The sequence below is a fragment of the Arthrobacter globiformis genome, assembly GCF_030817195.1.
Classification (GTDB): domain Bacteria; phylum Actinomycetota; class Actinomycetes; order Actinomycetales; family Micrococcaceae; genus Arthrobacter; species Arthrobacter globiformis_D.
The window spans coordinates 2018226-2042578 of record NZ_JAUSYZ010000001.1 but is presented as its reverse complement, the minus strand read 5'-3'; the positions used below and the strand labels follow the sequence as shown (position 1 = coordinate 2042578).

17 protein-coding genes and 1 pseudogene are annotated in these 24353 nt (G+C 68.5%); 6 read left to right on the top strand and 12 right to left on the bottom strand.

Annotated features, from left to right (window positions below):
* Positions 1–3: 3 nt before the first annotated feature.
* On the bottom strand, positions 4–642 hold the full coding sequence (locus QF036_RS09245; RefSeq protein ID WP_307101171.1) for a DNA-3-methyladenine glycosylase: 639 nt from the start codon (positions 640–642) through the stop codon (positions 4–6).
* 112 nt (positions 643–754) lie between these two features.
* Between QF036_RS09245 and QF036_RS09240 the strand changes: the two genes are divergently transcribed.
* Positions 755–2365 carry a DNA-3-methyladenine glycosylase 2 family protein gene (locus tag QF036_RS09240; RefSeq protein ID WP_307101168.1) on the top strand — a complete coding sequence of 537 codons (1611 nt, stop codon included), beginning with the start codon at positions 755–757 and terminating at the stop codon, positions 2363–2365.
* Positions 2366–2378: 13 nt separating this feature from the next.
* Positions 2379–2888 (top strand): methylated-DNA--[protein]-cysteine S-methyltransferase, encoded by a 510-nt coding sequence (locus QF036_RS09235; RefSeq protein ID WP_307101166.1) that lies wholly within the window; start codon positions 2379–2381, stop codon positions 2886–2888.
* A 23-nt stretch (positions 2889–2911) separates the two neighbouring features.
* On the opposite strand, the gene QF036_RS09230 is transcribed toward QF036_RS09235, so the two are convergent.
* From QF036_RS09230 to argC, 9 genes are all read right to left on the bottom strand, one after another.
* Entirely contained in the window at positions 2912–3664 is a 753-nt protein-coding gene (locus QF036_RS09230) for a maleylpyruvate isomerase family mycothiol-dependent enzyme (RefSeq protein WP_307101164.1), read from the bottom strand.
* A 122-nt stretch (positions 3665–3786) separates the two neighbouring features.
* Positions 3787–5250, bottom strand: a complete 1464-nt coding sequence (gene argH / locus QF036_RS09225) for an argininosuccinate lyase (RefSeq protein ID WP_307105871.1) — start codon at positions 5248–5250, stop codon at positions 3787–3789.
* Positions 5251–5277: 27 nt separating this feature from the next.
* On the bottom strand, positions 5278–6483 hold the full coding sequence (locus QF036_RS09220) for an argininosuccinate synthase (protein WP_307101162.1): 1206 nt from the start codon (positions 6481–6483) through the stop codon (positions 5278–5280).
* A gap of 62 nt (positions 6484–6545) precedes the next feature.
* On the bottom strand, positions 6546–7076 hold the full coding sequence (locus QF036_RS09215) for an arginine repressor (protein ID WP_307101160.1): 531 nt from the start codon (positions 7074–7076) through the stop codon (positions 6546–6548).
* Positions 7076–8083 (bottom strand): ornithine carbamoyltransferase, encoded by a 1008-nt coding sequence (gene argF, locus QF036_RS09210; protein WP_307101158.1) that lies wholly within the window; start codon positions 8081–8083, stop codon positions 7076–7078. Before argF ends, QF036_RS09215 begins: the two co-directional genes overlap by 1 nt.
* Positions 8080–9408: an acetylornithine transaminase gene (locus QF036_RS09205; protein WP_373460124.1), complete on the bottom strand. Its 1329-nt coding sequence runs from the start codon at positions 9406–9408 to the stop codon at positions 8080–8082. The genes argF and QF036_RS09205 overlap by 4 nt, the downstream gene beginning before the upstream one ends.
* The gene (gene argB / locus QF036_RS09200; RefSeq protein WP_307101156.1) at positions 9408–10367 is read right to left on the bottom strand and encodes an acetylglutamate kinase; all 960 of its coding nucleotides are present in this window, start codon (positions 10365–10367) and stop codon (positions 9408–9410) included. Before argB ends, QF036_RS09205 begins: the two co-directional genes overlap by 1 nt.
* Positions 10368–10397: 30 nt before the next feature.
* Positions 10398–11564: a bifunctional glutamate N-acetyltransferase/amino-acid acetyltransferase ArgJ gene (gene argJ, locus QF036_RS09195; protein ID WP_307101154.1), complete on the bottom strand. Its 1167-nt coding sequence runs from the start codon at positions 11562–11564 to the stop codon at positions 10398–10400.
* Positions 11561–12592, bottom strand: a complete 1032-nt coding sequence (gene argC / locus QF036_RS09190; RefSeq protein WP_307101152.1) for an N-acetyl-gamma-glutamyl-phosphate reductase — start codon at positions 12590–12592, stop codon at positions 11561–11563. The genes argJ and argC overlap by 4 nt, the downstream gene beginning before the upstream one ends.
* Before the next feature lie 178 nt (positions 12593–12770).
* Between argC and QF036_RS09185 the strand changes: the two genes are divergently transcribed.
* From QF036_RS09185 to QF036_RS09170, 4 genes and pseudogenes are all read left to right on the top strand, one after another.
* The gene (locus QF036_RS09185; protein ID WP_307101149.1) at positions 12771–13877 is read left to right on the top strand and encodes a fatty acid desaturase family protein; all 1107 of its coding nucleotides are present in this window, start codon (positions 12771–12773) and stop codon (positions 13875–13877) included.
* 91 nt (positions 13878–13968) lie between these two features.
* Positions 13969–14935: pseudogene (locus QF036_RS09180) on the top strand (quinone oxidoreductase family protein).
* A gap of 96 nt (positions 14936–15031) precedes the next feature.
* Positions 15032–18991, top strand: coding sequence for a Pls/PosA family non-ribosomal peptide synthetase (locus QF036_RS09175; protein ID WP_307105867.1), 3960 nt, complete (start codon positions 15032–15034; stop codon positions 18989–18991).
* A gap of 79 nt (positions 18992–19070) precedes the next feature.
* The gene (locus QF036_RS09170) at positions 19071–20420 is read left to right on the top strand and encodes a M1 family metallopeptidase (protein ID WP_307101147.1); all 1350 of its coding nucleotides are present in this window, start codon (positions 19071–19073) and stop codon (positions 20418–20420) included.
* 73 nt (positions 20421–20493) lie between these two features.
* Here the strand turns inward: QF036_RS09170 and pheT are convergent, their stop codons facing one another.
* Entirely contained in the window at positions 20494–23037 is a 2544-nt protein-coding gene (gene pheT, locus QF036_RS09165) for a phenylalanine--tRNA ligase subunit beta (protein ID WP_307101145.1), read from the bottom strand.
* 2 nt (positions 23038–23039) lie between these two features.
* Positions 23040–24101, bottom strand: coding sequence for a phenylalanine--tRNA ligase subunit alpha (pheS, locus tag QF036_RS09160; protein ID WP_307101142.1), 1062 nt, complete (start codon positions 24099–24101; stop codon positions 23040–23042).
* Between the last annotated feature and the right edge of the window lie 252 nt (positions 24102–24353).

The window sequence follows — 24353 nt, the reverse complement described above, 5'->3', positions numbered from 1 at the left end:
AGCCTACGCCCGCGGCGGGCGCGCCTTCGCAGCCTTGTAACGGGACACGGTGGGGTCGCCGGTGAGCCAAAACCGCCACGGATAGTCGTGCGTGCCGCCATGCCCGGCGACGCCGACCCGCGGCCCGGTGCTGACGTGGGCGGCGGGTGCCGGCGGCAGAGCCAAGCCAAACGGAGGGGCCAGGGCGTCCCGCCCGCTGTCCTCGGTGGTCAGTCCGAGGGCTGTGGCCAGCCGGGCCGGTCCGCTGGCAAGATCCTTGGCGGCTTTCGACGTCGGCCGCCGGGCAAGCGCGAGTTCCCGGCCCGCGACGATTTCCCCCGCCCGCAGCAGGACGGCCGAGGCGTGGCCAGCCGGACCGCAGACGATGTTGGCGCAGTAGTGCATGCCATACGTGAAGTAGACGTAGAGGTGGCCGGCCGGGCCGAACATGGGAGCGTTCCTGCGAGTCGGGCCGCGGTACGTGTGGGAGCCGGGATCAGGGTGCAGCGAATCGACGGGACCCATGTAGGCCTCGAGTTCAGTGATCCGGACGGCGACGGGGCCTTCCTCACTCTCGTGGGTCAGGACAGCGCCAAGGAGCAGCGGGGCTATTTCGCGGGCATCGCCGGACAGGAACTGCCGCACAGGGCCGCTGGTGCTCATGCCCCGACTTTACCGAAGCGCCTGTTGTCCGGTCCTGGTGCCCGAAAAGCCGCTCGACGGCCATGTCCGATTTCCGCTAGCACGGCCTTCTGCCGGCTGGCAGGATGGAGGCATGGACTTCTGGCAGCGCTACCGCGCCATCGACGCGCGGGACACCCGCTTCGACGGGCAGTTCTACACGGCGGTGCGGACCACGGGCATCTACTGCCGGCCGTCATGTCCGGCGAGGACGCCCAAAGCGGAGAACGTCACCTTCTATGAGACCTCCGCCGCCGCCCACGACGCCGGCTACCGCGCCTGCAAGCGCTGCCTGCCGGAGGCTGTGCCGGGCACACCGGCCTGGAACCTCCGGTCGGATATCGCCGGCCGGGCCATGCGGCTGATCAACGACGGCGTGATCAACCGCGACGGCGTTGAGGGGCTCGCCTCGAGGCTGGGCTATTCGTCCCGCCAGCTGAACCGGATCCTCAGCCATGAACTCGGCGCCGGTCCCCTGTCCCTGGCCCGGGCCAGCAGGGCACAGACCGCGCGCACGCTGCTGGTGTCCACGGGGATGAAGCTTGCGGACGTCGCCTTCGCCTCGGGTTTCAGCAGCGTCCGCCAGTTCAACGAGACCGTTGCCGAGGTGTTCGACATGACGCCGACCGCCCTGCGCAACACCGCACGGCACCATCGGTCCGCCCGCGCGAGCACCTCACTCACCCTGGCTCTCCCCTACCGCGAGCCGTTCGACCCCGGTGTGTTCAGTTTCCTTGCCGTCCGTGCCATCCCCGGGATCGAGGCCGGAACCGCAACGTCCTATGCCCGCACACTGCAGCTTCCGCACGGCGACGCGCGGTTCAGCGTTGAGTATGCCGGTGATCGCACCGGAGAAGGCGGCACAGCGTTGGGTGACACAGCATTGGATAACTCAGTGAAGTACGACGGCGGGCCGCACCGGCGGCCGCTGGTTCTCACCATCGGCGCGGTGGACCTCCGGGACCTGCCGGCCCTGCTGAGCAGGGTACGCCGGCTTTTTGACCTCGACGCCGATCCCGTCGCCATCGATGGGGCGCTCGGCGCCGACCCCCGGCTTTCGGCGTCCGTGGCGGCAGCGCCGGGCATCCGCCTGCCGGGCGCCCTGGATCCGCAGGAACTGCTGGTCCGGGCCATGATCGGGCAGCAGATAACGGTGGCCGCCGCGCGCACGGCGCTCACGCAGCTGGCCGAGGCCGGCAGCCCCAGCGCGGCCGCAGGCGACGGGCTTTCCCGGCTGTTTCCGACGCCGGCGCAGATCGCCGGGGCCGGCGCGGAGCTGCTGCGCGGCCCGCGGCGCAGGATAGAGTCTCTGCTGGCCGTTGCCACGGCACTGGCCGAAAACAAGCTGGAGCTTGGCTACGGGGACGATCTGGCCGGCCTTTCCGCCAAGCTGCTGCCGCAGCCTGGCGTCGGGCCGTGGACCGTGGGATATGTGGCCATGCGGGTCATCGGCGCACCGGATATCTTCCTCGCCAACGACGCCGCGGTGCGCAACGGAATCCGGGCGCTGCCCGGCGGTGCTGCCGGAAGTGGCGCCGCGCCGTCGTCGGACGCCCCGTCGCCGGACTTCCGCGACGTCAGCCCGTGGCGTTCCTACGCCACCATGCATCTCTGGCGGGCAGCCGCGGCTGCATCCGCGAACCCCCGCCGCCCGCGGGGCGCAGACAATGAAAGTGACAGTGCAATGAAAGTGACCGTGCCATGAAAGCGACAGTGCAATGAAAGCCCAACTGCTCACCATGACCACGCCGGACGGGCCGTTCACGATCATCGCCCGCGACGGGGTGGTGCTCGCCTCGGGCTGGACTGCGGACCCCAAGGACCTCACGGGCCAGATCCATCCTGAGCTGGTGCCGGATGTCTACGAAGCGGTGGAGCACCTCGGCCCGATTTCGGCCGCGGTGGACGCCTTCTATGCGGGCGACCCCGCTCCGGCCATGAGCGTGCCCGTCCTGCAGAAATCAGGCCCGTTCCGCGCTCACGCCTGGGACGTGCTCCGCACCGTCAGCCCGGGGGCGCCGGTGACTTACACCGAATACGCGGAGCTGTCCGGCAACGCCAAGGCGGTCCGGGCCGCCGCCAGCGCCTGTGCCTTCAACGCGGTGGCGCTGTTCGTTCCGTGCCACCGCGTAGTCCGCACGGACGGCACCATGGGCGGCTTCCGCTGGGGCCTACGGATCAAGGAAAGCCTGTTGGCCCGGGAAAAGCAGGGACTCGCCGCAGGTTGAGCAGCCGGGCCCTGGGTTGGCCGCTATTTCGCCGGAACACCGGCGGGCCACGGCAGCAGTTCCGGCAGGTCCACGTCGTCGGCGGCGGCCGAGGCGCGCAGGCTGCCAAGCGACGGTTCCCGTCCTGCGAGCCAGGCGGCGATGTCGGTGATCATTCCGCTGATGACCGTGGAGCGGCCACCGGTCCCGATCGCCACGGGAGGCATGCCGAGCGGCTGCAGCACCAGCTTCTGGTCCTCGGGCACGCGCGCGGCGAGGAAGGTGAACAGGTGCTCGCAGAATGGCCGGCTCCACGTTTCCGGACCGCGGCCGGTGTTGAGGTCGGAGGCGTGGATCACCAGCTCGCGCCAGAGCGCGAAGCCACCGTCCAGCACGACTCCCCCGCGGTAGGAGATGGGCGCATGCCAGCTGCCGGCATCCGCATCCGCATCCGCCGCCAGTGAATCGAAGGCGCGCAGCGCCCGCTCCAGCGCTGCGTCCAGGTCCGCGCGGTGCCGTTCCAGGGCATGCCCGGCGTTCATTTCGATGGCCTTCGTGCGGCCGTCATAGCCGCCGTCGTACAGTTCCACCGTTTCCCCGCGTGCGGCGTATTCGAGCTGCCGGGCCATCGCGTTGGAGATGCCGGTGATGTGCGCGAGGACATGCCCGCGGGTCCAACCCGGGAGGGCCGAGGGAGCCGGGACGTCGGCATCGGCGAGTTTGGCCGCCAGGGAGGAAACGGCGTCGGCCGCTTTGTGGAGCTCGGCAAGCAAAGTGTCAGGTGTGATCGCGGTCATGCCGCAATCGTAGCGGAGCATCCCCACCGGCTCCCTGCCTTCGCAAGCTCAGGCCGGGGCCCTCGCCGGCGTGGGCCCCCGCCATGGAATCCTGCGGGCGGGGGCCCACTCTTCGCTATGGCCTAGCCCGCGTACTCGCGGACGCCGCTAAGCTCACCTTCCAGCGCAGCAAGCTGGCGTTCGACGGCGGCCGGGGCCGTGCCGCCCTGCGAGTTCCGGCTGTTGAGCGAGCCTTCCGTGCTCAGGACGCTGCGGACCTCAGGGGTGAGGTGCTCCGAAATGGCCGCGTACTCCTCATCCGTCAGGTCCCACAGCTCCACGCCGCGGCTCTCGGCCTGCTTCACGGCCGCGCCGGAGAGCTCGTGCGCTTCGCGGAAGGGCACGCCCTGGCGGACCAGCCACTCGGCGATGTCCGTGGCCAGCGCGAAGCCCTGCGGGGCCAGCGATTCCATCCGGTCGGCATTGAACTTGAGCGTGGCGATCATCCCCGAAACTGCCGGCAGCAGCAGCTCCAGCGTGTCGGCGGCGTCGAACACCGGCTCCTTGTCCTCCTGCAGGTCGCGGTTGTACGCGAGCGGCAGGCCCTTCAGCGTGGCCAGCAGGCCGGTGAGGTTGCCGATCAGGCGGCCGGCCTTGCCTCGGGCCAGCTCGGCCACGTCCGGGTTCTTCTTCTGCGGCATGATGGACGATCCCGTGGAGTAGGAATCGTGCAGCGTGACGAAGGAGAACTCCTTGGTGGCCCAAAAGATGACTTCCTCCGAGATCCGGGACAGGTCGACGCCGATCATCGCGGCTACCCAGCCGAATTCGGCGAAGACGTCGCGGGAAGCGGTGCCGTCGATCGAGTTGTGGACGGCGGAGAAGAAGCCAAGGTCCGCGGCAACTGCCTCGGGGTCAAGGCCCAGCGACGAGCCGGCGAGGGCACCCGAACCGTACGGCGAAACGCCGGCCCGCTTGTCCCAGTCCTGCAGCCGCTGCACGTCGCGCAGCAGCGCCCAGGCGTGGGCCAGGAGATGGTGGCTGAGCAGGACGGGCTGCGCGTGCTGCAGGTGTGTGCGCCCCGGCATCGCCACGCCGGAGTGGGCCTTGGCCTGGTCCACCAGCGCGTCGATGGTGGCGAGCACGCCGCGGGCGATGACCCGGGCGTGGTCGCGCAGGAACATGCGGCCCAGGGTTGCCACCTGGTCGTTGCGGGAACGCCCGGCCCGGAGCTTGCCGCCCAGCTGGGTCCCGGCCCGCTCAATCAGGCCGCGCTCCAGGGAACCGTGTACGTCCTCGTCGGACTCCGCCGGCACGTAGGCGCCCGAGGCGACGTCCGCGTCCAGCTGGTCCAGGGCCGCGAGCATGCCTTCGAGTTCGGCGGCATCCAGCAGCCCGGCCTTGTGCAGCACGCGGGCGTGCGCCTTGGAACCGGCGATGTCGTAGCGGGCCAGGCGCCAGTCGAAGTGCGTCGACTTACTCAGCGCCGCCAGGGCATCGGCGGGGCCGCCGGCGAACCGGCCGCCCCACAGTGCACCCTCGTTGGTCCCCGAGCGCGCCCCAACCTCGCTTCGCTCGGCAGGGGACCCCTGCGCTCGTGGGCCCATTTCCGATTTCTGCTCAGCCACCGGGGGCTACTTTCCTGCGACGCGGATGTCGCGGCCGGAGGCAACCTTGGCGGACATGCCCCACAGCTCGATGAAGCCGCGCGCCATGGACTGGTCGAACGTGTCGCCGGTGTCGTAGGTGGCGAGCTCGAAGTCGTAGAGCGAGGTCTCGGAGCGGCGTCCGGTGACGATCGCCTGGCCGCCGTGCAGCACCATGCGGATGTCGCCGGTGACGTACTTCTGGGTGTCCTCGATGAAGGCGTCCAGGGAACGCTTCAGCGGGGAGAACCACTGGCCGTCGTACACCAGTTCGGCCCAGCGCTGGCCAACGGTGGCCTTGAAGCGGGCCTGCTCGCGCTCGATGGTGACGTCCTCGAGGTGCTTGTGCGCGGTGATGAGCGCCATGGCACCCGGGGCTTCGTAGATTTCGCGGGACTTGATGCCCACCAGGCGGTCCTCGACGACGTCGATGCGGCCCACGCCCTGGGCGCCGGCGCGGCGGTTCAGTTCCTTGATGGCCTGCAGCGGGGTGACCTTGACGCCGTCGATCGCTACCGGAACGCCTGCTTCGAAGGAGATGGTGACCTCGTCCGGTGCTGGCGGGAATTCCGGCGTGGCGGTGTAGTCGTAGATGTCCTTGGTGGGGGCGTTCCAGATGTCCTCGAGGTAGCCGGTTTCGACGGCGCGTCCCCAGACGTTCTGGTCGATCGAGTACGGGTTCTTCTTGGTGGTCTCGATCGGCAGTCCCTTTTCCTCGGCGAAGGCGATGGCCTTGTCGCGGGTCAGGGCGAGGTCACGGACCGGGGCGATGCACTTCAGGTCCGGGCCGAGCGTCTGGATGCCCACTTCGAAGCGGACCTGGTCGTTGCCCTTGCCGGTGCAGCCGTGGGCCACGGTGGTGGCGCCGAATTCGCGGGCGGCCTTGACCAGGTGCTTGACGATGACCGGGCGGGAGATGGCCGAGACCAGCGGGTAGTGGCCCTGGTAGAGGGCGTTGGCCTTCAGCGTGGGCACGCAGTATTCGTTGGCGAACTCGTCGCTCGCGTCCGCCACGTAGGCCTCGACGGCGCCGCAGCCGAGGGCGCGCTGGCGGATGGTCTCCAGCGATTCGCCGCCCTGTCCGACGTCGACCGCCACGGCGATGACCTCGGCGCCGGTGGCTTCGCCGATCCAGCCGATGGCTACGGAAGTATCCAGGCCACCTGAGTAGGCCAGAACAATACGCTCAGTCACGGAATATGCTCCTTAGTTGTTGTTTCTGTTTTTTGTTTGTCTTGAAAGGCAGCTGCCGGGTGCTACTGGCCGGCTTCCTCAGCGAGCTGCAGGAAGCGGGCAGCCAGTTCCGGCCCGCCCAGCGGGTCCCGGGCCACGAGCAGCACGGTGTCGTCCCCGGCGATGGTGCCCAGGATCGAGGGCATTACGGAATGGTCGATGGCGAGGGCGAGGAAGTTCGCCGCGCCCGGCGGGGTCCGGAGCACCACGAGGTTGGCGGATGCCTCGGCCGTGACCAGCAGCTCGCCGCACAGCCGTGCCAGCCTGGCGTCGAGGATTTCCTGGCTGACCCCGCTCTTGGCCGCCCGCTCCCCGCCTTCACCGGGAACCGCGTACACCAGCACGCCTTCCTTGCCCCGGACGCGGACGGCACCAAGCTCCACGAGGTCACGCGACAGCGTGGCCTGGGTGACCTGCACGCCGTCGTCCGCGAGCAGCGCCGCAAGCTCAGCCTGGGAACGCACCGATTCGCCGGTCAGGATCGCGGTGATCCGCGCCTGGCGGGCGGTCTTGGTGGCCGGGCTCGCGCCCGGGGCCGCCGGGTTGGTGGACACTAGAACGTGCTCTCCCCGGTGCCCTCAACCGGAGAAAGACCGTCGACGAACGCCAGCCCGGACCGGTGCATGAGCCAGGCCATGAGCCCCTTCTGCGCGTGCAGGCGGTTTTCAGCCTCGTCCCACACGATCGACTGCGGGCCGTCAATCACGCCGGCCGAGATTTCGTAGCCGCGGTAGGCGGGAAGGCAGTGCAGCACGACGGCGTCGGCGGCGGCCTGGGCCAGCGCGGCCTCGTCCACGGAGTATTCACGGAACAGCTGCATCCGTGCTTCCTTTTCGGCTTCCTGGCCCATGGAGACCCAGGTGTCGGTGGCGACGACGTCGGCCCCCTTGAGTGCCTCCGCCGCGTCGGTCGTGATGAGCACGGATCCGCCAGTCTCGGCGGCACGTTCCCGGGCAGCCGACACGATGCCGTCCGCGGGCAGGTAGCCTTCAGGACCGGCGATGCGGACGTGCATGCCGGCGGTGACGCCTGCCAGCAGGTAGGAGTTGGCCATGTTGTTGGCGGCGTCGCCGAGGTAGGCCATGGTGAGGCCCTTGAGTTCGCCCTTGTGCTCCTTGACGGTCAGCAGGTCGGCCAGCAGCTGGCAGGGGTGGTAGTCGTCGCACAGGGCGTTGATGACCGGAACCTTTGAGTTCTCGGCCATGGTCACCAGGCCGGAGTGCGCGCCGGTCCGCCACACGATGGTGGAAACCATGCGCTCGAGGACCTTGGCGGTGTCCTCCACGGATTCCTTGTGGCCGATCTGCGCCTCGCCGGGGTTGATGATCAGGGCGTTGCCGCCCATGTCCGCCACGCCGGTGGCAAAGGAGACCCGGGTCCGGGTGGAGGTCTTGTCGAAGATCACCGCAACGGTCTTGCGGCCGCTGCCTTCGGCGGCGAACGGCTGTACGCTGTACGGCGCCGCCTTCATGCGGCCCGCGAGTTCCAGGACTTCCGCCTGCTCGGCAGGGCTGAGGTCCGTGTCCTTGAGGAAGTGGCGGATGGTGCCGGTGGAAGTCACTGTGCGTCCTTTGCGGTTTGCAGGATGGCCGGAAGGGCGGCCAGGAAACGGTCCGCCTGCTCGGTGGTCAGGATGAGCGGCGGGGCCAGGCGGATCGTGCGGGGGCCAGGGCTGTTGACGATGAAGCCGGCATCCAGGGCAGCGGTCACGGCGGCCGGGGCGACGTCGGCATCAAGGTCGAAGCCGATCAGCAATCCCTCGCCACGCACCTCTGTCACGCCGTCGACGGCGGCCAGGGCCTGGCGCACATGCTCACCCACCACGCGGACGTTGTCCATCACGTGCTGGCTTTCGATGGCGTGCAGCGTGGCCAGGGCCGCTGCGGTGGCCACCGGGTTCCCGCCGAAGGTGGTGCCATGCTGCCCTGCGGAGAGCAGCGACGACGTCTTCTCACCGAACGTGACGAGCGCGCCGATCGGGAAACCGCCGCCAAGGCCCTTGGCCAGGGTGATGGCGTCGGGCACGATCCCGGCGTCCTCGCTGGCCAACCACTTGCCCGTGCGTGCGATGCCGGTCTGCACCTCATCGAGGATCAGCAGGGCGCCGGCTTCGGCGGTGAACTCGCGGGCTGCCTTCAGGTAACCGGCCGGAAGGGGCCGGACGCCTGCCTCGCCCTGGATCGGCTCCAGGAAGACCGCAGCCACGGTGTCGTCCACCGCGTTACGCAGGGCCTCGATGTCGCCGAACGGAATGTGCTCGACGCCGCCCGGCACCGGCTCGAAGGGCGTGCGGTAGGCTTCCTTGGCCGTGAGCGCGAGTGCGCCCATGGTCCGGCCGTGGAATGCGCCTTCGAGCGCGATGATCCGGGTGCGGGGCTTGCCGCCTTCGGCGCCCCCGGCGGGAGACCCGGAGTTCCGGCGGGCCAGCTTAAAGGCGGCCTCGTTGGCCTCGGTGCCGGAGTTGGTGAAGAACACCTTGGAACCGGCCGGGGCTGCCGTGAGTTCCAGCAGCTTTTCCGCCAGGGCGATCTGCGTGGGGCTGGTGAAGAAGTTGGAGACGTGCCCCAGGGTGGCCAACTGGCTGGAGATCACCGAGGTCACGAACGGGTGGGCGTGGCCCAGCGCGTTGACGGCGATGCCGCCCAGGAGGTCCAGGTACTCCTTGCCGTCGGCGTCCCAGACGAGGCAGCCCGCGCCGCGGACCAGCACCCGCTGGGGCGTGCCGAAGACACCCATCAGCGACGACGAGTAGCGTGCCAGCCACTCCGAACCGCTGCTGCTGGGGACAATTGTGGTTACGGCGGGCTCCGCAGCGACGGGGGCCCCGCCCGGTCCGCCATTGCTGCTGCGGCCTTCAGCGGAATGGCTCAGTTCAGTGCTGCTCACTATGCGTTCACTTCCTCATCGGGTACGACTTGGGTGCCAATTCCGGCGGTGGTGAAAGTTTCCAGAAGCATTGAGTGGGGCAGCCGGCCGTCCACGATGTGCGCACGCTCAACTCCCTCATCGATGGCCTTGAGGCAGGCGGCCATCTTGGGAATCATGCCTGATTCGAGCCTGGGCAGCATGTCCCGCAGCTCGGAGGCCGTCAGGGACGAAATGAGCGAGGACCTGTCCGGCCAGTTGGCGTAGAGGCCTTCGACGTCGGTCAGGATGACCAGCTTCGAGGCGCCCAGTGCGGAGGCCACAGCCGCCGCGGCGGTGTCCGCGTTGACGTTCAGGACCTGGCCGGTGGGCTGGAAGCGCGCGGCGCCCGCCACGCCGTCGCCGGCGTCGGTGATCTCCGGGGCGACGGTGGAGATCACGGGGATCCGGCCGGCGTCGAGAATGTCCACGATGCCGGCGGGGTCCACTCCGACCACCTCGCCCACGAGCCCGAGGTCCACCTGCTCGCCGTCAACCACAGTGCCGGTGCGGACGGCACGCAAGAGGCCGCCGTCTTCACCGGACATGCCGACGGCGTAGGGCCCGTGCGAGTTGATCAGGCCCACCAGTTCACGACCCACCTGGCCGGTGAGGACCATGCGCACCACGTCCATCGCCTCGGGCGTGGTGACGCGCAGGCCGCCCTTGAATTCCGACTCGATGCCGAGCCTGCCCAGCATCGAGTTGATCTGCGGTCCGCCGCCGTGCACCACCACCGGGTGGATGCCCACGTGGTGGAGGAACACGACGTCCTCGGCGAAGGCGCGGCGCAGCTCGTCGTTGACCATGGCGTTGCCGCCGTACTTGATCACCATGGTGGTTCCGGCGAAGCGCTGGATCCACGGCAGGGCTTCGATGAGGGTGCCGGCCTTGGCTTGGGCATCACTCATGGACGTTGACTCGCGGGTCTGGGTGTTCATGCGGCTGGTTCTCCAGGGTTGCTGGCGGATCTAGCTTGAGTAAGCGCTGTTCTCGTGGACGTAGTCGTGCGTGAGGTCGTTGGTCCAGATGGTGGCTTCCGCCCCGCCGGCCTGCAGGTCGATCTCCACGAGCACCTCGCGTGGTTCCAGGTCCACGAGCTTGCGGTCCTGGCCGATGCCGCCGTTCTGGCAGATCTGGACGCCGTTCATGGACACGTTGAGCTGGTCCGGTTCAAACACGGCGTCGGTGGTTCCCACGGCGGAGAGCACCCGGCCCCAGTTGGGGTCCTTGCCGAAGATGGCGGCCTTGAAGAGGTTGGAGCGGGCCACGGCGCGGCTGACGGTTTCTGCGTCGCGCTCGGTGGCGGCGTTGAACGTCCGGATCGCGATGTCGTGGCTGGCACCCTCGGCGTCGCCGATCAGCTTGCGGGCCAGCTCGGCGCAGACCTGGGTGAGGCCCTGGCCGAAGGCCTCGGCTGACGGAACGGCCTTGGAAGCGCCGGAGGCGAGCAGCACCACGGTGTCGTTGGTGGACATGCAGCCGTCGGAGTCTGCCCGGTCAAAGGTGACGCGCGTGGCGTCGCGGAGGACGACGTCGAGCATTTCCGGCTGCACGTCGGCATCGGTGGTCAGCACCACCAGCATGGTGGCGAGCCCGGGTGCCAGCATGCCGGCGCCCTTGGCGATGCCGCCAATGGTGAATTCATTTCCTTCGGCGTCGGCGCCGCTGAAGACGGCCTGCTTGGACACCGTGTCGGTGGTCATGATGGCAGTGGCCGCCTCGGGACCGCCGTCGGCGCTCAAGGCGGCGGCCGCGGCGTCGATGCCGGGGACAATCTTGTCCATGGGCAGCTGCTCCCCGATCAGGCCGGTGGAACAGACGAAGACGTCGGTGGCTGACAGCCCCAGCGCCTCGGCCGTTTTCTCGGCCGTCGTGTGCGTGTTCTGGAAGCCCTGCGGGCCGGTGCAGGCGTTGGCGCCGCCGGAGTTGAGGATCACAGCGTCAACGCGGCCGTCCGAGACCACCTGGCGCGACCAGTGGACGGGGGCCGCGGCAACCCGGTTGGAGGTGAAGACGGCGGCTGCCGCCTTGGACGGTCCGTCGTTGACCACGAGGGCGAGGTCCGGGTTTCCTGAGGCCTTGAGTCCGGCTGTGACACCGGCAGCACGGAATCCCTTGGGGGCGGTAACGGTCACGGGGCAACTCCCTGCAGGTTAAGGCCGGCAGTCTCCGGCAGGCCAAGGGCAATGTTCATGGACTGCACCGCTCCACCGGCGGTGCCTTTGGTCAGGTTGTCGATGGCGCACGTGACAATGACGCGCCCGACGTGCTGGTCGAACGCCAGCTGCATGGCAGCGTGGTTGGAGCCCTGCACGGACTTGGTGGTGGGCCACTGGCCTTCGGGCAGCAGGTGGACGAACGGCTCGTCGTCATACGCCTCCGCCCAGGCACGGCGAAGTTCCTCGGCCCCGACACCGGGCTTGACCCGCGCGGTGGCGGTGGTGAGGATGCCACGGCTCATGGGAGCCAGGGTGGGCGTGAAGGAAACCGTGACCGGCTCACCGGAGGCGTTGGACAGGCCCTGCTCGATTTCCGGCGTGTGCCGGTGGCCGCCGCCCACGCCATAGGGGCTCATGGACCCCATGACCTCGGCGCCGATGAGGTTCACCTTGGCTGCCTTTCCGGCCCCGGAGGTGCCGGAGGCGGAGACGATGACGATGTCGTTCCCCTCGAGCAGGCCGCCGGCGAAGCCGGGCGTGAGGGCGAGCAGCGCCGACGTTGGGTAGCAGCCCGGGACGGCGATCCGGTTGGCGCCCTTGAGTTTCTCGCGCTGGCCCGGCAGTTCAGGCAGGCCGTAGGGCCACGTTCCGGCGTGGTCCGAGCCGTAGAACTTTTCCCACGCGGTGGCGTCCTCCAGGCGGTGGTCCGCGCCGGCGTCGATCACCACCGTGCCCTCGGGCAGCTTGGCCGCAATCTCGGCGGACGCACCGTGCGGGAGGGCCAGGAACACGACGTCGTGCCCGGACAGGTTCTCCACGCTGGTTTCCTCGAGAATCCTGCTCGCCAGGCCATGGAGATGCGGCTGCAGTTCGCCTAGTCTGGAACCGGCGTTGCTGTGTGCCGTGATGGCTCCGATGGTGACATCCGGATGGCCGGCCAAAAGGCGAAGAACTTCGCCGCCGGCGTAGCCGCTGGCGCCGGAAACGGCAACAGAAATAGTCATGAAGACGACTATACAGCAAGACTATGCATAGGTCCCGATATTTATGCATGCCTTTCCATGCCGTGAGCCGGTCCGCCGCGATGCGGAGCCGCCGTATGATTAACAAAGGGTGATCCAGACCGTGCGCGCCGAATGTCGGCCGCAGCGTTGCCCGTAACAGTTACGAGGCACGCCGTTCATGACGTCCACCATCACTTCCGAGCGCCCGCAGCCCCGGATCAGCAAGCTGAGCAGGGTCCGCCAGGCCAACCCTGTCACCCAGAGCTACTCCGATCTGCTCAAATCCGTGCGCGCAGCCGGACTCCTGGAGCGGCGCCAGGGCTTCTACCTCACCGTGTTCTCCAGCCTGGTCGTCCTGATGGCAGCCACCTGGTTCGGTTTCGCCCTGATCGGCCAGAGCTGGTTCCAGCTCCTCATCGCCGCAGCGCTCGGCATCATCTGCACGCAGCTGAGCTTCCTGGCCCATGAGGCGGGCCACCGCCAGATATTCGCCTCCCGGCGCGCGAACGACTGGTCAGCACGGCTCCTGGCAACATCCGTGGCCGGCGTCAGCTACTCGTGGTGGGAACAGAAACACGGGGCGCACCACAACCACCCCAACGTCATCTCCAAGGACCCGGACATCGCCCCGGGTGCCATCGTCTTCCACCCGGAAGCCGCGGCCGCACGGCAGGGCCGGCTGGCCCTGCTCACGCGCAAGCAAGGCTGGCTTTTCTTCCCCCTGCTCTTCCTTGTGGGGCTCGGCCTGCAGATAGATTCGGTCCGCTTCATTTTCCGGCGCGCCAAGGTCACGCACCGCTGGGTGGAACTGCCGATCCTGCTGACCCGCCTCAGCATCCTTCCTGTGCTGGCGTTTTCCTTCCTGCCGCTGGGCATGGCCGCCGCCTTCATCGGCGTGCAGCTCGCTGTTTTCGGGTTTTACATGGGTGCGTCCTTCGCTCCCAACCACAAGGGCATGCCGGTCCTTCCGGCAGACAGCCGCGTCGACTTCCTCAGCCGTCAGGTCCTGACATCACGCAACATTTCCGGCGGCCGGTTCATGGATATCCTGCTCGGCGGCCTGAACCGCCAGGTGGAGCACCACCTCTTCCCCGACATGGCCCGGCCCCAGCTGCACAAGGCAACCGCGATTGTGCGCCAGCACTGCGAAAAACAGGGGATTCCCTTCACGGAGACCACACTGGCGGCCTCGTTCGGAATCATCGTCAGGTACCTCAATGAGGTGGGGCTCGCTGCGGGACGCCACTTCGAATGCCCCATGGCAACGATCTCCCGCCGCTACTAAGCGGCCACCCGGACTTCGCCTGCACCGCACCGGTCCCTAGGATGAGGGGAGGAAGGGTGCCGGAGGTCCCGGCCCGGAAAAGGAGAATTCCATGACGCACGCCATCGTCGCCCGGCAGGCAGGCGGACCCGAGGTTCTGGACTTCACGGAGGCCGACCGCCCCGTCCCCGGTCCCGGCCAGCTGCTCATCAAAGTGGCAGCGGCCGGCGTGAACTTCATCGACACCTACCAGCGCGGCGGCATGTACAAAGTGCCTTTTCCCTTCACCCCGGGCTCCGAGGCCGCCGGCACCGTTGAGGAAGTGGGTGAAGGCGTTGAGGCCTTCACAGTCGGCAGCAGGGTCGCCACGGCCGAAGGTTCCAAATGCTATGCCGGCTACACCGTGCTGGACGCAGCGAAGGCCCTTCCGGTGCCGGACGGCCTGGATGACCAGACAGCAGCCGCCCTCCCGCTTCAGGGCATGACGGCGCACTACCTCATCAATTCGTCATTCAGGGTGGAGCCGGGCCACACGGTGCTGACGCATGCGGGCGCAGGGGGTGTTGGCCTGCTGCTGACCCAGCTGCTGAAGGAGCGCGGGGCACGGGTCATCACCACGGTATCCTCCGATGCCAAAGAGGAACTGGCCCGGGAAGCCGGAGCCGATCACGTGCTGCGCTATCAAGGGTTTCCCCCACCACGTCCGCGAGCTGACCGGAGGCAAAGGCGTGGACGTCGTGTATGACGGCGTCGGCCGGAACACCTTTGACGGGTCCATGTCCTGCCTGCGCACGCGCGGATCGCTCGTCCTGTTCGGAGCAGCCTCCGGAGCCGTTGCGCCTGTGGACCCCCAGCGACTGAATGCCGGCGGCTCGCTGACGCTGACCCGGCCTTCCCTTGCGCACTTCCTTCTCAACGAACAGGAACGCCACTGGAGGTCCGGGGAGATTTTCGCTGCCGCCGCCAACGGAAACCTCAAGGTCCGCGTCGGCGCCAGCTACCCGTTGGCTGAGGCCCGCCAGGCACACGAGGATCTCGAGGGCCGGCGCACCACCGGCAAGGTTCTGCTGGTTCCATAGCAAACCAGCCTCGGATGAACATGAAGGAAACGATGTCACCTTCCGTTCATCTTGCCGGGAAAGAATCCAGCCGTGACTGACCCACTCCCGCACACCATGGACACCACCGCTCCCTCCGCCGGCGGCGGACAGGCGGCTGTGCTGTACCCGGCGCAAATGCCGGGCGCTGCCTCCGCCCCGCCGGAGCGGACCCTGGTGGACATCCTCACCGGCACCGCCGCGCGCTTTCCGGATGCTTCCGCGCTCGACGACGGCGGCCGCTCCCTGAGCTACGCCCAGCTCCTGGCGGAGGTCAAGGCCGAGGGCCGGCGGCTCCACCAGGCCGGCCTCGGAGCGGGAGACAAAATCGGGGTGCGGATTCCCTCGGGCACCAACGAGCTCTACATCGCGATCCTTGCGATCCTGCTGATCGGCGCCGCCTACGTCCCCGTGGACGCGGACGATCCGGACGAACGGGCCAGGCTGGTGTTCACTGAGGCACGGGTGGCCGGCATCCTGCGGGCCAACGGGGTGATGGTCACGGACCATAAGCGGCCCGTCCCCTTCCCGGCTCCGCGCCAGGCCACCCCCGACGACGACGCCTGGGTCATCTTCACGTCCGGTTCCACCGGGACGCCCAAGGGCGTGGCGGTGCAGCACCGCTCGTCGGCCGCGTTCGTGGATGCGGAAGCCCGCATCTTCCTGCAGGACGATCCGGTGGGGCCGCAGGACCGTGTGCTCGCGGGACTTTCGGTGGCCTTCGACGCGTCCTGCGAGGAGATGTGGCTGGCCTGGCGCCATGGCGCCTGCCTCGTGCCTGCCCCGCGGGCCCTGGTCCGCACCGGCATGGACCTGGGGCCGTGGCTGATCAACCACGGCATCACGGTGGTCTCCACCGTTCCCACCCTTGCGGCACTGTGGCCGGCCGAGGCCCTGGAGAACGTCCGGCTGCTGATCTTCGGCGGCGAGGCCTGCCCGCCGGAGCTGGCCGAGCGCCTGGCCGTGGACGGCCGTGAGGTGTGGAACTCGTATGGACCCACCGAGGCAACGGTCGTGGCCTGCGCGGCTCCCCTGGGCGGTACCGGCCCGGTCAGGATTGGGCTCCCGCTGGACGGCTGGGACCTGGCGGTGGTCGACTCCGACGGGGTACCGGTGGCCGAGGGCGAGGTCGGCGAGCTCATCATCGGCGGCGTGGGGCTGGCCCGCTACCTCGATCCGCAGAAGGATGCGGAGAAATATGCCCCCATGCCCTCACTCGGGTGGGGGCGCGCCTACCGCTCCGGCGACCTGGTCCGCTTCGAGCACGCCGGCCTGATCTTCGTGGGCCGCGCCGACGAGCAGGTCAAGCTTGGCGGCCGCCGGATCGAACTCGGTGAGATCGACGCTGCCCTGCAGTCACTCCCGGGCATGGCGGGCGCCGCCGCTGCAGTACGCACGACGGCGGCCGGCAACCAGGTCCTCGTGGGCTACCTGGCTCCCGCCGGCGGCACGGACCCCGCACCGGACCTGGCCGCGTTCCGTGAACTGCTGTCCGCCACGCTGCCCGCTCCGCTCATCCCGATGCTGACCGTCGTCGACACGCTGCCCACCAAGACCAGCGGGAAAGTCGACCGGCATGCGCTGCCATGGCCCCTGCAGGGTGCCGGCGCGGCGGACGCGGACGCCGCGCCGCTGAACGTTCCCGAGGATGCCCAGTGGATCGTTGACCAGTGGCAGGCAGTCCTGGGCAGCAGCGTCGCCGGCCTCGACGCGGACTTCTTTTCCCACGGTGGCGGATCGCTGGCCGCGGCGCAGCTGGTCTCGGCACTCCGGGTCCGCTACCCCACCATCACCGTGGCCGACATCTACGCCACGCCGCGCATCGGCGCGCTAATAGAGGTAGCCCGCCAATCCCTGCCCGACGGTGTTTCGGCGGGCCCGGTCCCGGAACGGCCGGTCCGCCCCACGGCCCTGAAGTCGCAGGTCTTCCAGACGCTCATGGGCATACCGCTGCACATTCTGGCGGGCATGCGCTGGCTGACCTATCTGATGGCCGCCAACAACGTCCTGTTCACGTTTGCCGGCTTCACCGCCGCACCCACCGTGTCGTGGTGGTGGGTGGCCGCGTCCTGGCTGGTCTTCGTCAGCCCGCCCGGACGGATGGCCATCTCCGTTGCCGCCGCCCGCCTCCTGCTTCGCAACGTGCAGCCCGGGACCTACCCGCGCGCAGGCAAGGTGCACCTGCGCCTCTGGCTGGCCGAACAGATCCAGGACCTGGCCGGCGCCATCAGCCTCGCCAGCGCACCGTGGGTGCCGTACTACGCCAGGGCCCTCGGCGCCAAGATCGGAAGCAACATCCATCTGCACTCCCTTCCCCCGGTGACCGGCTTCCTCACCCTGGGCCGCGGCTGCAACATCGAACCCGAGGTGGACCTGTCCGGGTGGTGGATCGACGGTGACATCGTCCGGATCGGCCACGTCCACGTCGGGGCGGACGCCACCGTAGGGGCCCGCAGCACCCTGATGCCCGGGGCCAGCATCGGCGCCGGCGGCCAGGTGGAACCGGGCTCCGCCGTGCTGGGCAAGGTCAAGGCCGGCCAGTTGGTGGCCGGGTCCCCGGCAGAACGGCGGGGCAAGGCGAAGCAGGACTGGCCCGCCGGCCAGCCGGTCAGTTCCGTCCTGGGGCACCTCTGGTTCACGGCCTTCGCTGCCGCGTCCGCTGTCCTCGCCCTGATTCCCTACGCTTCGGCCGCGGCCGCAGCCCTGGTGGTCTTTCTGTTCATCAGGGGCAACGACTCGCTGCTCAATGCCTTGCCGCAGGTGCTGGCGTCGCTCCCGCTCGCCGCTTTGACCTGGTTCCTCACCAATTTGCTGCTGATCCTGGTCACCACCAGGCTGCTGGGCCTCGGCCTGAAAGAGGGCTACTACCGGGTCCGCAGCCGCGTCGGCTGGCAGGTCTGGGCCACCGAGCGGGTGCTGGACATGGCACGGGACCTCCTGTTCCCGATTTACGCCAGCCTTTTCACGCCGGTGTGGCTGAGGCTGCTGGGGGCGAAGGTCGGAAAGAATGTCGAGGCCTCCACCGTCCTGCTGTTGCCGCGCATGACCACGGTCGGCGAGGGTGCTTTCCTCGCCGATGACACCATGGTGGCTTCGTACGAGCTCGGCGGAGGATGGATGCGCATCGCGCCCGCGAAAATCGGAAAGCGCTCCTTCCTTGGCAACTCCGGGATGACCGCGGCGGGGCGCAGCGTGCCAAAGAACTCCCTGGTCGCAGTCCTCTCGGCGACGCCGGGCAAGGCCAAGTCGGGCACGTCCTGGCTGGGCAGCCCTCCGGTCAGGCTGCGGCGTACGGCGGTGGCCTCGGACAGCGCCCGTACCTTCCAGCCCCCGGCCAGGCTCAAGGTGGCCAGGAGCCTCTGGGAACTGTGCCGGTTCGTGCCGGTGGCCCTGACGGTGGGCCTGGCCCTCGGCGTGCTGCTTATCTTCGACTGGCTCGCCACCGCCCTCGGCTACGCTGCGGCAACGGCACTCGGAGGCGTGGTCCTGCTGCTGGCGGGCGGGGTGGCGGCAGGCTTCTCCGTCGCGGCCAAGTGGTTGCTCGTGGGCAGGATCAAGACCGGCGAACACCCCCTGTGGAGCTCCTTCATCTGGCGCAATGAGGTGGTGGACACCTTCATCGAAATGGTGAGTGCCCCGTGGTTCGCCCGGTCCGCCAGCGGTACCCCGGCCCTCGTCTGGTGGCTGCGTGCCCTCGGTGCCAAAATCGGCAGGGGCACATGGTGTGAAAGTTATTGGCTTCCCGAGGCGGACCTCGTGACCCTCGGCGCCAGCTCCACGGTCAACCGCGGCTGCGTTGTCCAGACCCACCTCTTTCACGACCGCATCATGAGCATCGACACTGTTAGTCTCGAAGACGGGGCGACGATGGGCCCGCACGGCGTGATTCTGCCGCAGGCGAGGATTGGCAAGGGCGGTACCGTTGGCCCGGCGTCCCTGGTGATGCGCGGCGAGACCGTTCCGGCCGGGACGTACTGGATGGGCAATCCGGTCAGCCCGTGGACCGGGCCCGCCGTTCCCGCACCCCGCCTCAAATAAGCGCCGCCTGACATGAACACCGCCCGACATGAACACCGCCGGGAGCGGCCCCACCACAGCTAAGGAAGTCACACGCAGAATGAGCTCCGGAGAATCGCCCGGCCCGGCCGCCGTCCTCTCCGCCGGCGCCACGGCCACCGGCGACCCCTACGTCCCGGGCCACGGAACGGATGCCTACCGCGTCCTGCACTATGACCTGGAGCTGGACTACAGGCTCGCCAGCAACCGGCTGGCCGGCCGCGCCGTACTGGCTGCTGTGGCGGCACGCCGCACAGCCGCCGTCGTGCTTGACATGACCGGTCTCCGGGCCCTCAAGGTGCAGCTGAACGGCACCCGGGTGCGGAAGTTTACGCAGCGGGCGGAACAGCTCGTGGTGCACTGCGAACAGCCCCTCGAGGCGGGCTCCGAATTCAGCCTGGAGATCCGCTATGACGGCAATCCCCAGCCGCGGCGCGGTCTCTGGGGCGAGGTGGGCTGGGAGGAACTCACGGACGGCGTCCTCGTAGCAGGCCAGCCCAACGGGGCGCCGTCATGGTTCCCGTGCAACGACCATCCGCGAAACAAGGCCAGCTACCGCATCACTGTCACCACCGACGCCGGCTACCGGGCCGTCTGCAACGGCCTCCTGGCGGGGCATACTGTGAAGTCGAGCCGCGAGACCTGGGTGTATGAGCAGAACGAGCCCATGGCAACGTACCTGGCAACGGTCCAGATCGGCCGGTACGGCCTGGAGCGACTGCCGGCCCCGGGCGGCGTGCCCCAGTTCCTTGCAGCACCGGCCCAGCTGGCACCCCGTGCACGGACCGCGCTGGCCCGGCAGGAAGCCATGATAAGTACGTTCGTCAGCCGCTTCGGCCCGTATCCCTTTCCGGAATACACGGTGGTGGTCACCGCCGATGAGCTGGAAATCCCGCTCGAGGCCCAGTCGCTGTCCATCCTCGGCGCCAACCATCTGGATGCCGGCTGGGAGGCGCAGCGGCTCATCGCACATGAACTTGCCCACCAGTGGTTCGGGAACTCGCTGACGCTCGGCACCTGGAGCGACATCTGGCTGCATGAAGGGTTCGCCTGTTACGCGGAGTGGATCTGGTCCGAGGAAGCCGGCGTGCTGCCCGCGCATGACCGGGCGGTGGCGGCCTGGCAGCGGCTCAGCGCCAACGCGCAGGACCTTCTGGTGGGTGATCCCGGACCCGAGCTGATGTTCGACGACCGGGTCTACAAACGCGGAGCACTTGCCCTGCACGCGCTGCGCCGGCGCTGCGGCGACCTCGCCTTCTTCGCGCTGCTGCAGGAATGGACCCGCACCCATGCCCACAGTTCCGTGTCGACGCCCGATTTTATCCTCACGGCCGACCGCGTCACGGGACTGGACTCGGAATCGGTGCTGCACCCTTGGCTCTACGAAGAGGCCCTGCCGCCGCTGCCGTGAATGGTTTCCGGCATTCAGTTTTCCGGCATAAAAGAAAGACCACGCCAAATGGCGTGGTCTTTCTTTATGCCGGTTAGCGCTGGACGGCACCAAACCGCTCGGCCGCGGTGGCGACGGCGCGCTCCCGCGCCTCCGACGCCTCGTCGGCCGTCAGTGTCCGGTCGGTGGCGCGGAACCGCAGGCCGAAGGCGAGGGACTTCTTGCCGTCCTCAATCCCCTTCCCCGCGTAGACGTCGAACAGGGCGACGTCCTCGAGCAGTTCGCCGGCGCCTTCACGCAGCGCTGCCAGCACGTCGTCGGCGGGGACGTTCTGTGGCACCACGAGCGCCACGTCCTGCGTGGCTACCGGGAAGGTGGAGATGTGGCGGGCCACCACGACGTCGGCCGCCGCCTCGAAGAGGGCGTCAGCGTTGAGTTCCAGCGCGACGGACCGCGCCGGCACGTCGTGCGCAGCCAGCAGCTTCGGGTGCAGCTCGCCGGCGTATCCCACGACCTCGCCGGAGCGCAGCGAAAGCTGCGCGGCGCGGCCGGGGTGGAAGGCCTGGTGCCGGCCCTGGGTGACCACAAGCTCCACCCCAAGGACGTCACCGGCCAGGCGGGCGATGTCCAGAGCGTCTGCCCAGTCCCACAGCCGCGGGGCGTGGCCGGCAGCAGCGGGTGAATCGTGGCCCGTCAGGACGGCGGCGACGTGCAGCGGCTGGTCCGGAACGCCGTCGTACAGCGCGTCCAGCACCTCATCGCTCGGCTTGACGCCCAGCGGAGGAATGGACGGCGTGCCCAGGGTGTCACCGGGCAGGAACACCATGCCGGCTTCGAAGACGGCGAGGTCGCGGAAGCCGCGGGAGTGGTTGCGCTTGACGATCTCCAGCAGGCCCGGCAGCACCGAAGTGCGCAGGTATCCGTGCTCTTCGCTGATCGGGTTGGCAAGCTTGACCGCAGTCCGGGGTGCACCCTCCTCGGCCACGCCGAACGTGTCGTTGGCGGCCTTCGACACGAAGGGGTAGGCCAGGACCTCGGTCAGGCCGGCGTCGGCCAGGGCCTGGACCAGGCGGCGGCGCTGCTGCTGCACGCGGGTCAGGCCGCGGCCGGGGGGCGCCACCGGCAGGGTCGCGGGGATCTGGTCGTAGCCCACCAGGCGGGCTACCTCCTCGGAGAGGTCCTCCTTGGTTTCCAGATCGTTCCGCCAGCTCGGCGCGGTGACGGTCCAGCCGACGTCGGTCTTTTCGAGGATGGCACCGAGGTCCTCGAGGGACGTGACGATCTGCTCCTCGGTGAAGTCAATGCCGATCCGGGCGGCGGGGAATTCCGCCGGAAGTGCGATGGTCACCGGATCCGGGGCGGTTCCGACGTCGGTGCCCGCCTCATCGGCGGTCCCGCCGGCCAGTTCCACGAGAAGATCGACGGCGCGCTGGGCCGCGATGTTGGCGACCTGCCAGTCCACGCCGCGTTCAAAGCGCTTGGAGGCTTCGGACGGGAGCTTGTGGCGCCGGCGGGAGCGGGCAATGGAGACTTCCTCGAAGTGGGCTGCCTCGATCAGGACGGCCGTGGTGGCGTCGGAGACCTCGGTGGACGCGCCGCCCATGACGCCGGCGACGCCGATGGGGCCGGAGGCGTCGGTGATCAGCAGGTCCTCGGGGTCAAGCGAGCGCTCCTTGCCGTCGAGGGTCGTCAGCTTCTCCCCCGCCACGGCCCTGCGCACCACGATGTCGCCGGACAGCTTGTCCTGGTCGTAGAAGTGCAGCGGCTGGCCGAGTTCAAGCATCACGTAGTTCGAGATGTCCACCGGCAGGGAGATGGACCGGATTCCGGCCAACCTCAGCCGGGAACTCATCCACGGTGGCGTGGGCCTGGTGGCGTCCACGCCGCGGACGGTGCGCGCCACGAAGCGGTCGCAGCCGGGCTTGCCGTAGATCGGTGCGTCGTCGTTGATCTTGACGCCATAACCACCGGAGAGGACAGCCGGGGCGTTGACCTTCGACGCCGGATCGGTGAATTCCGTGCCGGTGGCGTGGGCGTATTCGCGTGCCACGCCGCGGATCGAGAAGGCGTAGCCGCGGTCCGGGGTCACGTTGATTTCGGCGGCCTGGTCGTAGAGGCCCAGCAGTTCCATGGCGTCGGCCCCGATCTCGGGGTCCAGGCCGATCCGGGAAAGCACGAGGATGCCGTCGTGGTCCTCGCCGATGCCCAGTTCGCGGACGGAGGCGATCATGCCCGCGGACATGTGGCCGTAGGTCTTCCGTGCCGAGATGTGGAAGTCGCCGGGCAGGACGGCGCCAGGCAGGGTGACCACCACCTTGTCGCCCTCAACGAAGTTGTGGGCGCCGCAGACGATGCCCTGCACGCCGGAGGGATCGATGCCCTTGCCGGTGAGGGTCTGTTCCTGCCCCTCGGGGACGACGCGGACCTGGCACCAGTTGATGGTCTTGCCGTTGGACTGCGGTTCCTTGACCAGGCTCAGGACCTGGCCCACCACGACGGGTCCGCGCAGGGCGTCCGTGGGGCGGTGGACCGCTTCCTCTTCAAAGCCGACCTTGACGAGGTCCGCCATGACGTCTTCGGCCGTGGCTCCGGCCGGTATCTGCGCGAATTCACGCAGCCAGGAAAGTGGGATACGCACTGTTAGATCTCCATCCCGAAGTGCTCGCTGAAACGTACATCGCCCTCGATCATGTCGCGCATGTCGCCGACCTCGTTGCGGAACATCAGCGTCCGCTCGATGCCCATGCCGAAGGCAAAGCCTGAATAGACGTCCGGATCGATGCCGGCGGCCCGCAGGACGTTGGGGTTGACCATGCCGCAGCCGCCCCATTCGATCCAGCGCGGCCCGCCCTTGGCACCGGGGTGGAAGATGTCCAGCTCGGCGGACGGCTCGGTGAACGGGAAGTAGTTGGGGCGCAGCCGGATCTGGGCTTCGTCGCCGAACATCTGGCGGGCGAAGTGCTCCAGGGTTCCGCGGAGGTCAGCCATGCTGAGCTTCTTGTCGATGGCCAGGCCCTCGAACTGGTGGAAAACCGGGGTGTGGGTGGCATCGAGCTCATCGGTGCGGAACACCTTGCCCGGGCACAGCACGTAGATGGGCAGCTCCCGCTCCAGCATGGACCGGACCTGCACCGGGGAGGTGTGTGTGCGCATCAGCAGGTGGGCTTCGGGCGGCTCCACGAAGAACGTGTCCTGCATTTCGCGGGCCGGGTGGTCCGGCTTGAAGTTCAGTGCGTCGAAGTTAAACCATTCGGATTCCACCTCGGGGCCTTCGGCGATTTCCCAGCCCATGCCCACGAAGATGTCCGCAACGCGGTCCTGCAGCGTGGACAGCGGATGACGGGCTCCGGCCCGGCGGCGGCGCGGGGCTGCCGTGACGTCAACGGTCTCCTCAACCAGGATCCGGGCGTCGTTCTCCGCTTCGAGTTCGGCGGTGCGGTCCGCGAGCGCCTTGTTAACACGGCCGCGCGATGAGCCCATCAACTTGCCGGCGACGGCCTTCTGGTCCTTGGGCAGGCTTCCGATCCCACGGTTGGCCAGGCTGAGCGGCGACTTCTCACCGGTGTGGGCCAGGCGGACTGCCTTGAGTTCATCGAGCGTGGACGCGCCGGCGATGGCGGCGACGGCCTGCTCCACGGCGGCGTTGATGGCGGTTTCATCCAGAGGGTTCGGGACGGCGGCGCCCGGCAAAGTTTCAGTCATCTACTGTTCTTAGCTACGAGTCGGGTGATGCCAGCCGCCGGTGCAGCCGCGCCGGTTTCCCCGGCAGCGCGTCCGTCGCTGGCACGTCATTGCATGAAGTCATCCAAGGACGTCATCCAAAGACGCCATCCAAAGACAAGGGCAGGCTCGCCGGCGGGTGGCCGGCAGGCACTGTTCCCAGTCTAATTGACAGCGCCGGGCTAATTGACAGCGGCCCGGCCGCCTGTGTCAAAGGGCTGCCATCTGTCAGGC

Excerpts from the sequence above, each read along its gene's own strand:
- QF036_RS09240 (WP_307101168.1), top strand. The coding sequence starts at position 755 with ATGGACTTCTGGCAGCGCTACCGCGCCATCGACGCGCGGGACACCCGC.
- QF036_RS09170 (WP_307101147.1), top strand. The coding sequence starts at position 19,071 with ATGAGCTCCGGAGAATCGCCCGGCCCGGCCGCCGTCCTCTCCGCCGGC.
- argB (WP_307101156.1), bottom strand. The coding sequence starts at position 10,367 with ATGAACACCCAGACCCGCGAGTCAACGTCCATGAGTGATGCCCAAGCC.
- QF036_RS09245 (WP_307101171.1), bottom strand. The coding sequence starts at position 642 with ATGAGCACCAGCGGCCCTGTGCGGCAGTTCCTGTCCGGCGATGCCCGC.
- argH (WP_307105871.1), bottom strand. The coding sequence starts at position 5,250 with ATGGGCCCACGAGCGCAGGGGTCCCCTGCCGAGCGAAGCGAGGTTGGG.
- QF036_RS09185 (WP_307101149.1), top strand. The coding sequence starts at position 12,771 with ATGACGTCCACCATCACTTCCGAGCGCCCGCAGCCCCGGATCAGCAAG.
- QF036_RS09175 (WP_307105867.1), top strand. The coding sequence starts at position 15,032 with ATGGACACCACCGCTCCCTCCGCCGGCGGCGGACAGGCGGCTGTGCTG.
- QF036_RS09235 (WP_307101166.1), top strand. The coding sequence starts at position 2,379 with ATGAAAGCCCAACTGCTCACCATGACCACGCCGGACGGGCCGTTCACG.
- argC (WP_307101152.1), bottom strand. The coding sequence starts at position 12,592 with ATGACTATTTCTGTTGCCGTTTCCGGCGCCAGCGGCTACGCCGGCGGC.
- pheS (WP_307101142.1), bottom strand. The coding sequence starts at position 24,101 with ATGACTGAAACTTTGCCGGGCGCCGCCGTCCCGAACCCTCTGGATGAA.
- QF036_RS09230 (WP_307101164.1), bottom strand. The coding sequence starts at position 3,664 with ATGACCGCGATCACACCTGACACTTTGCTTGCCGAGCTCCACAAAGCG.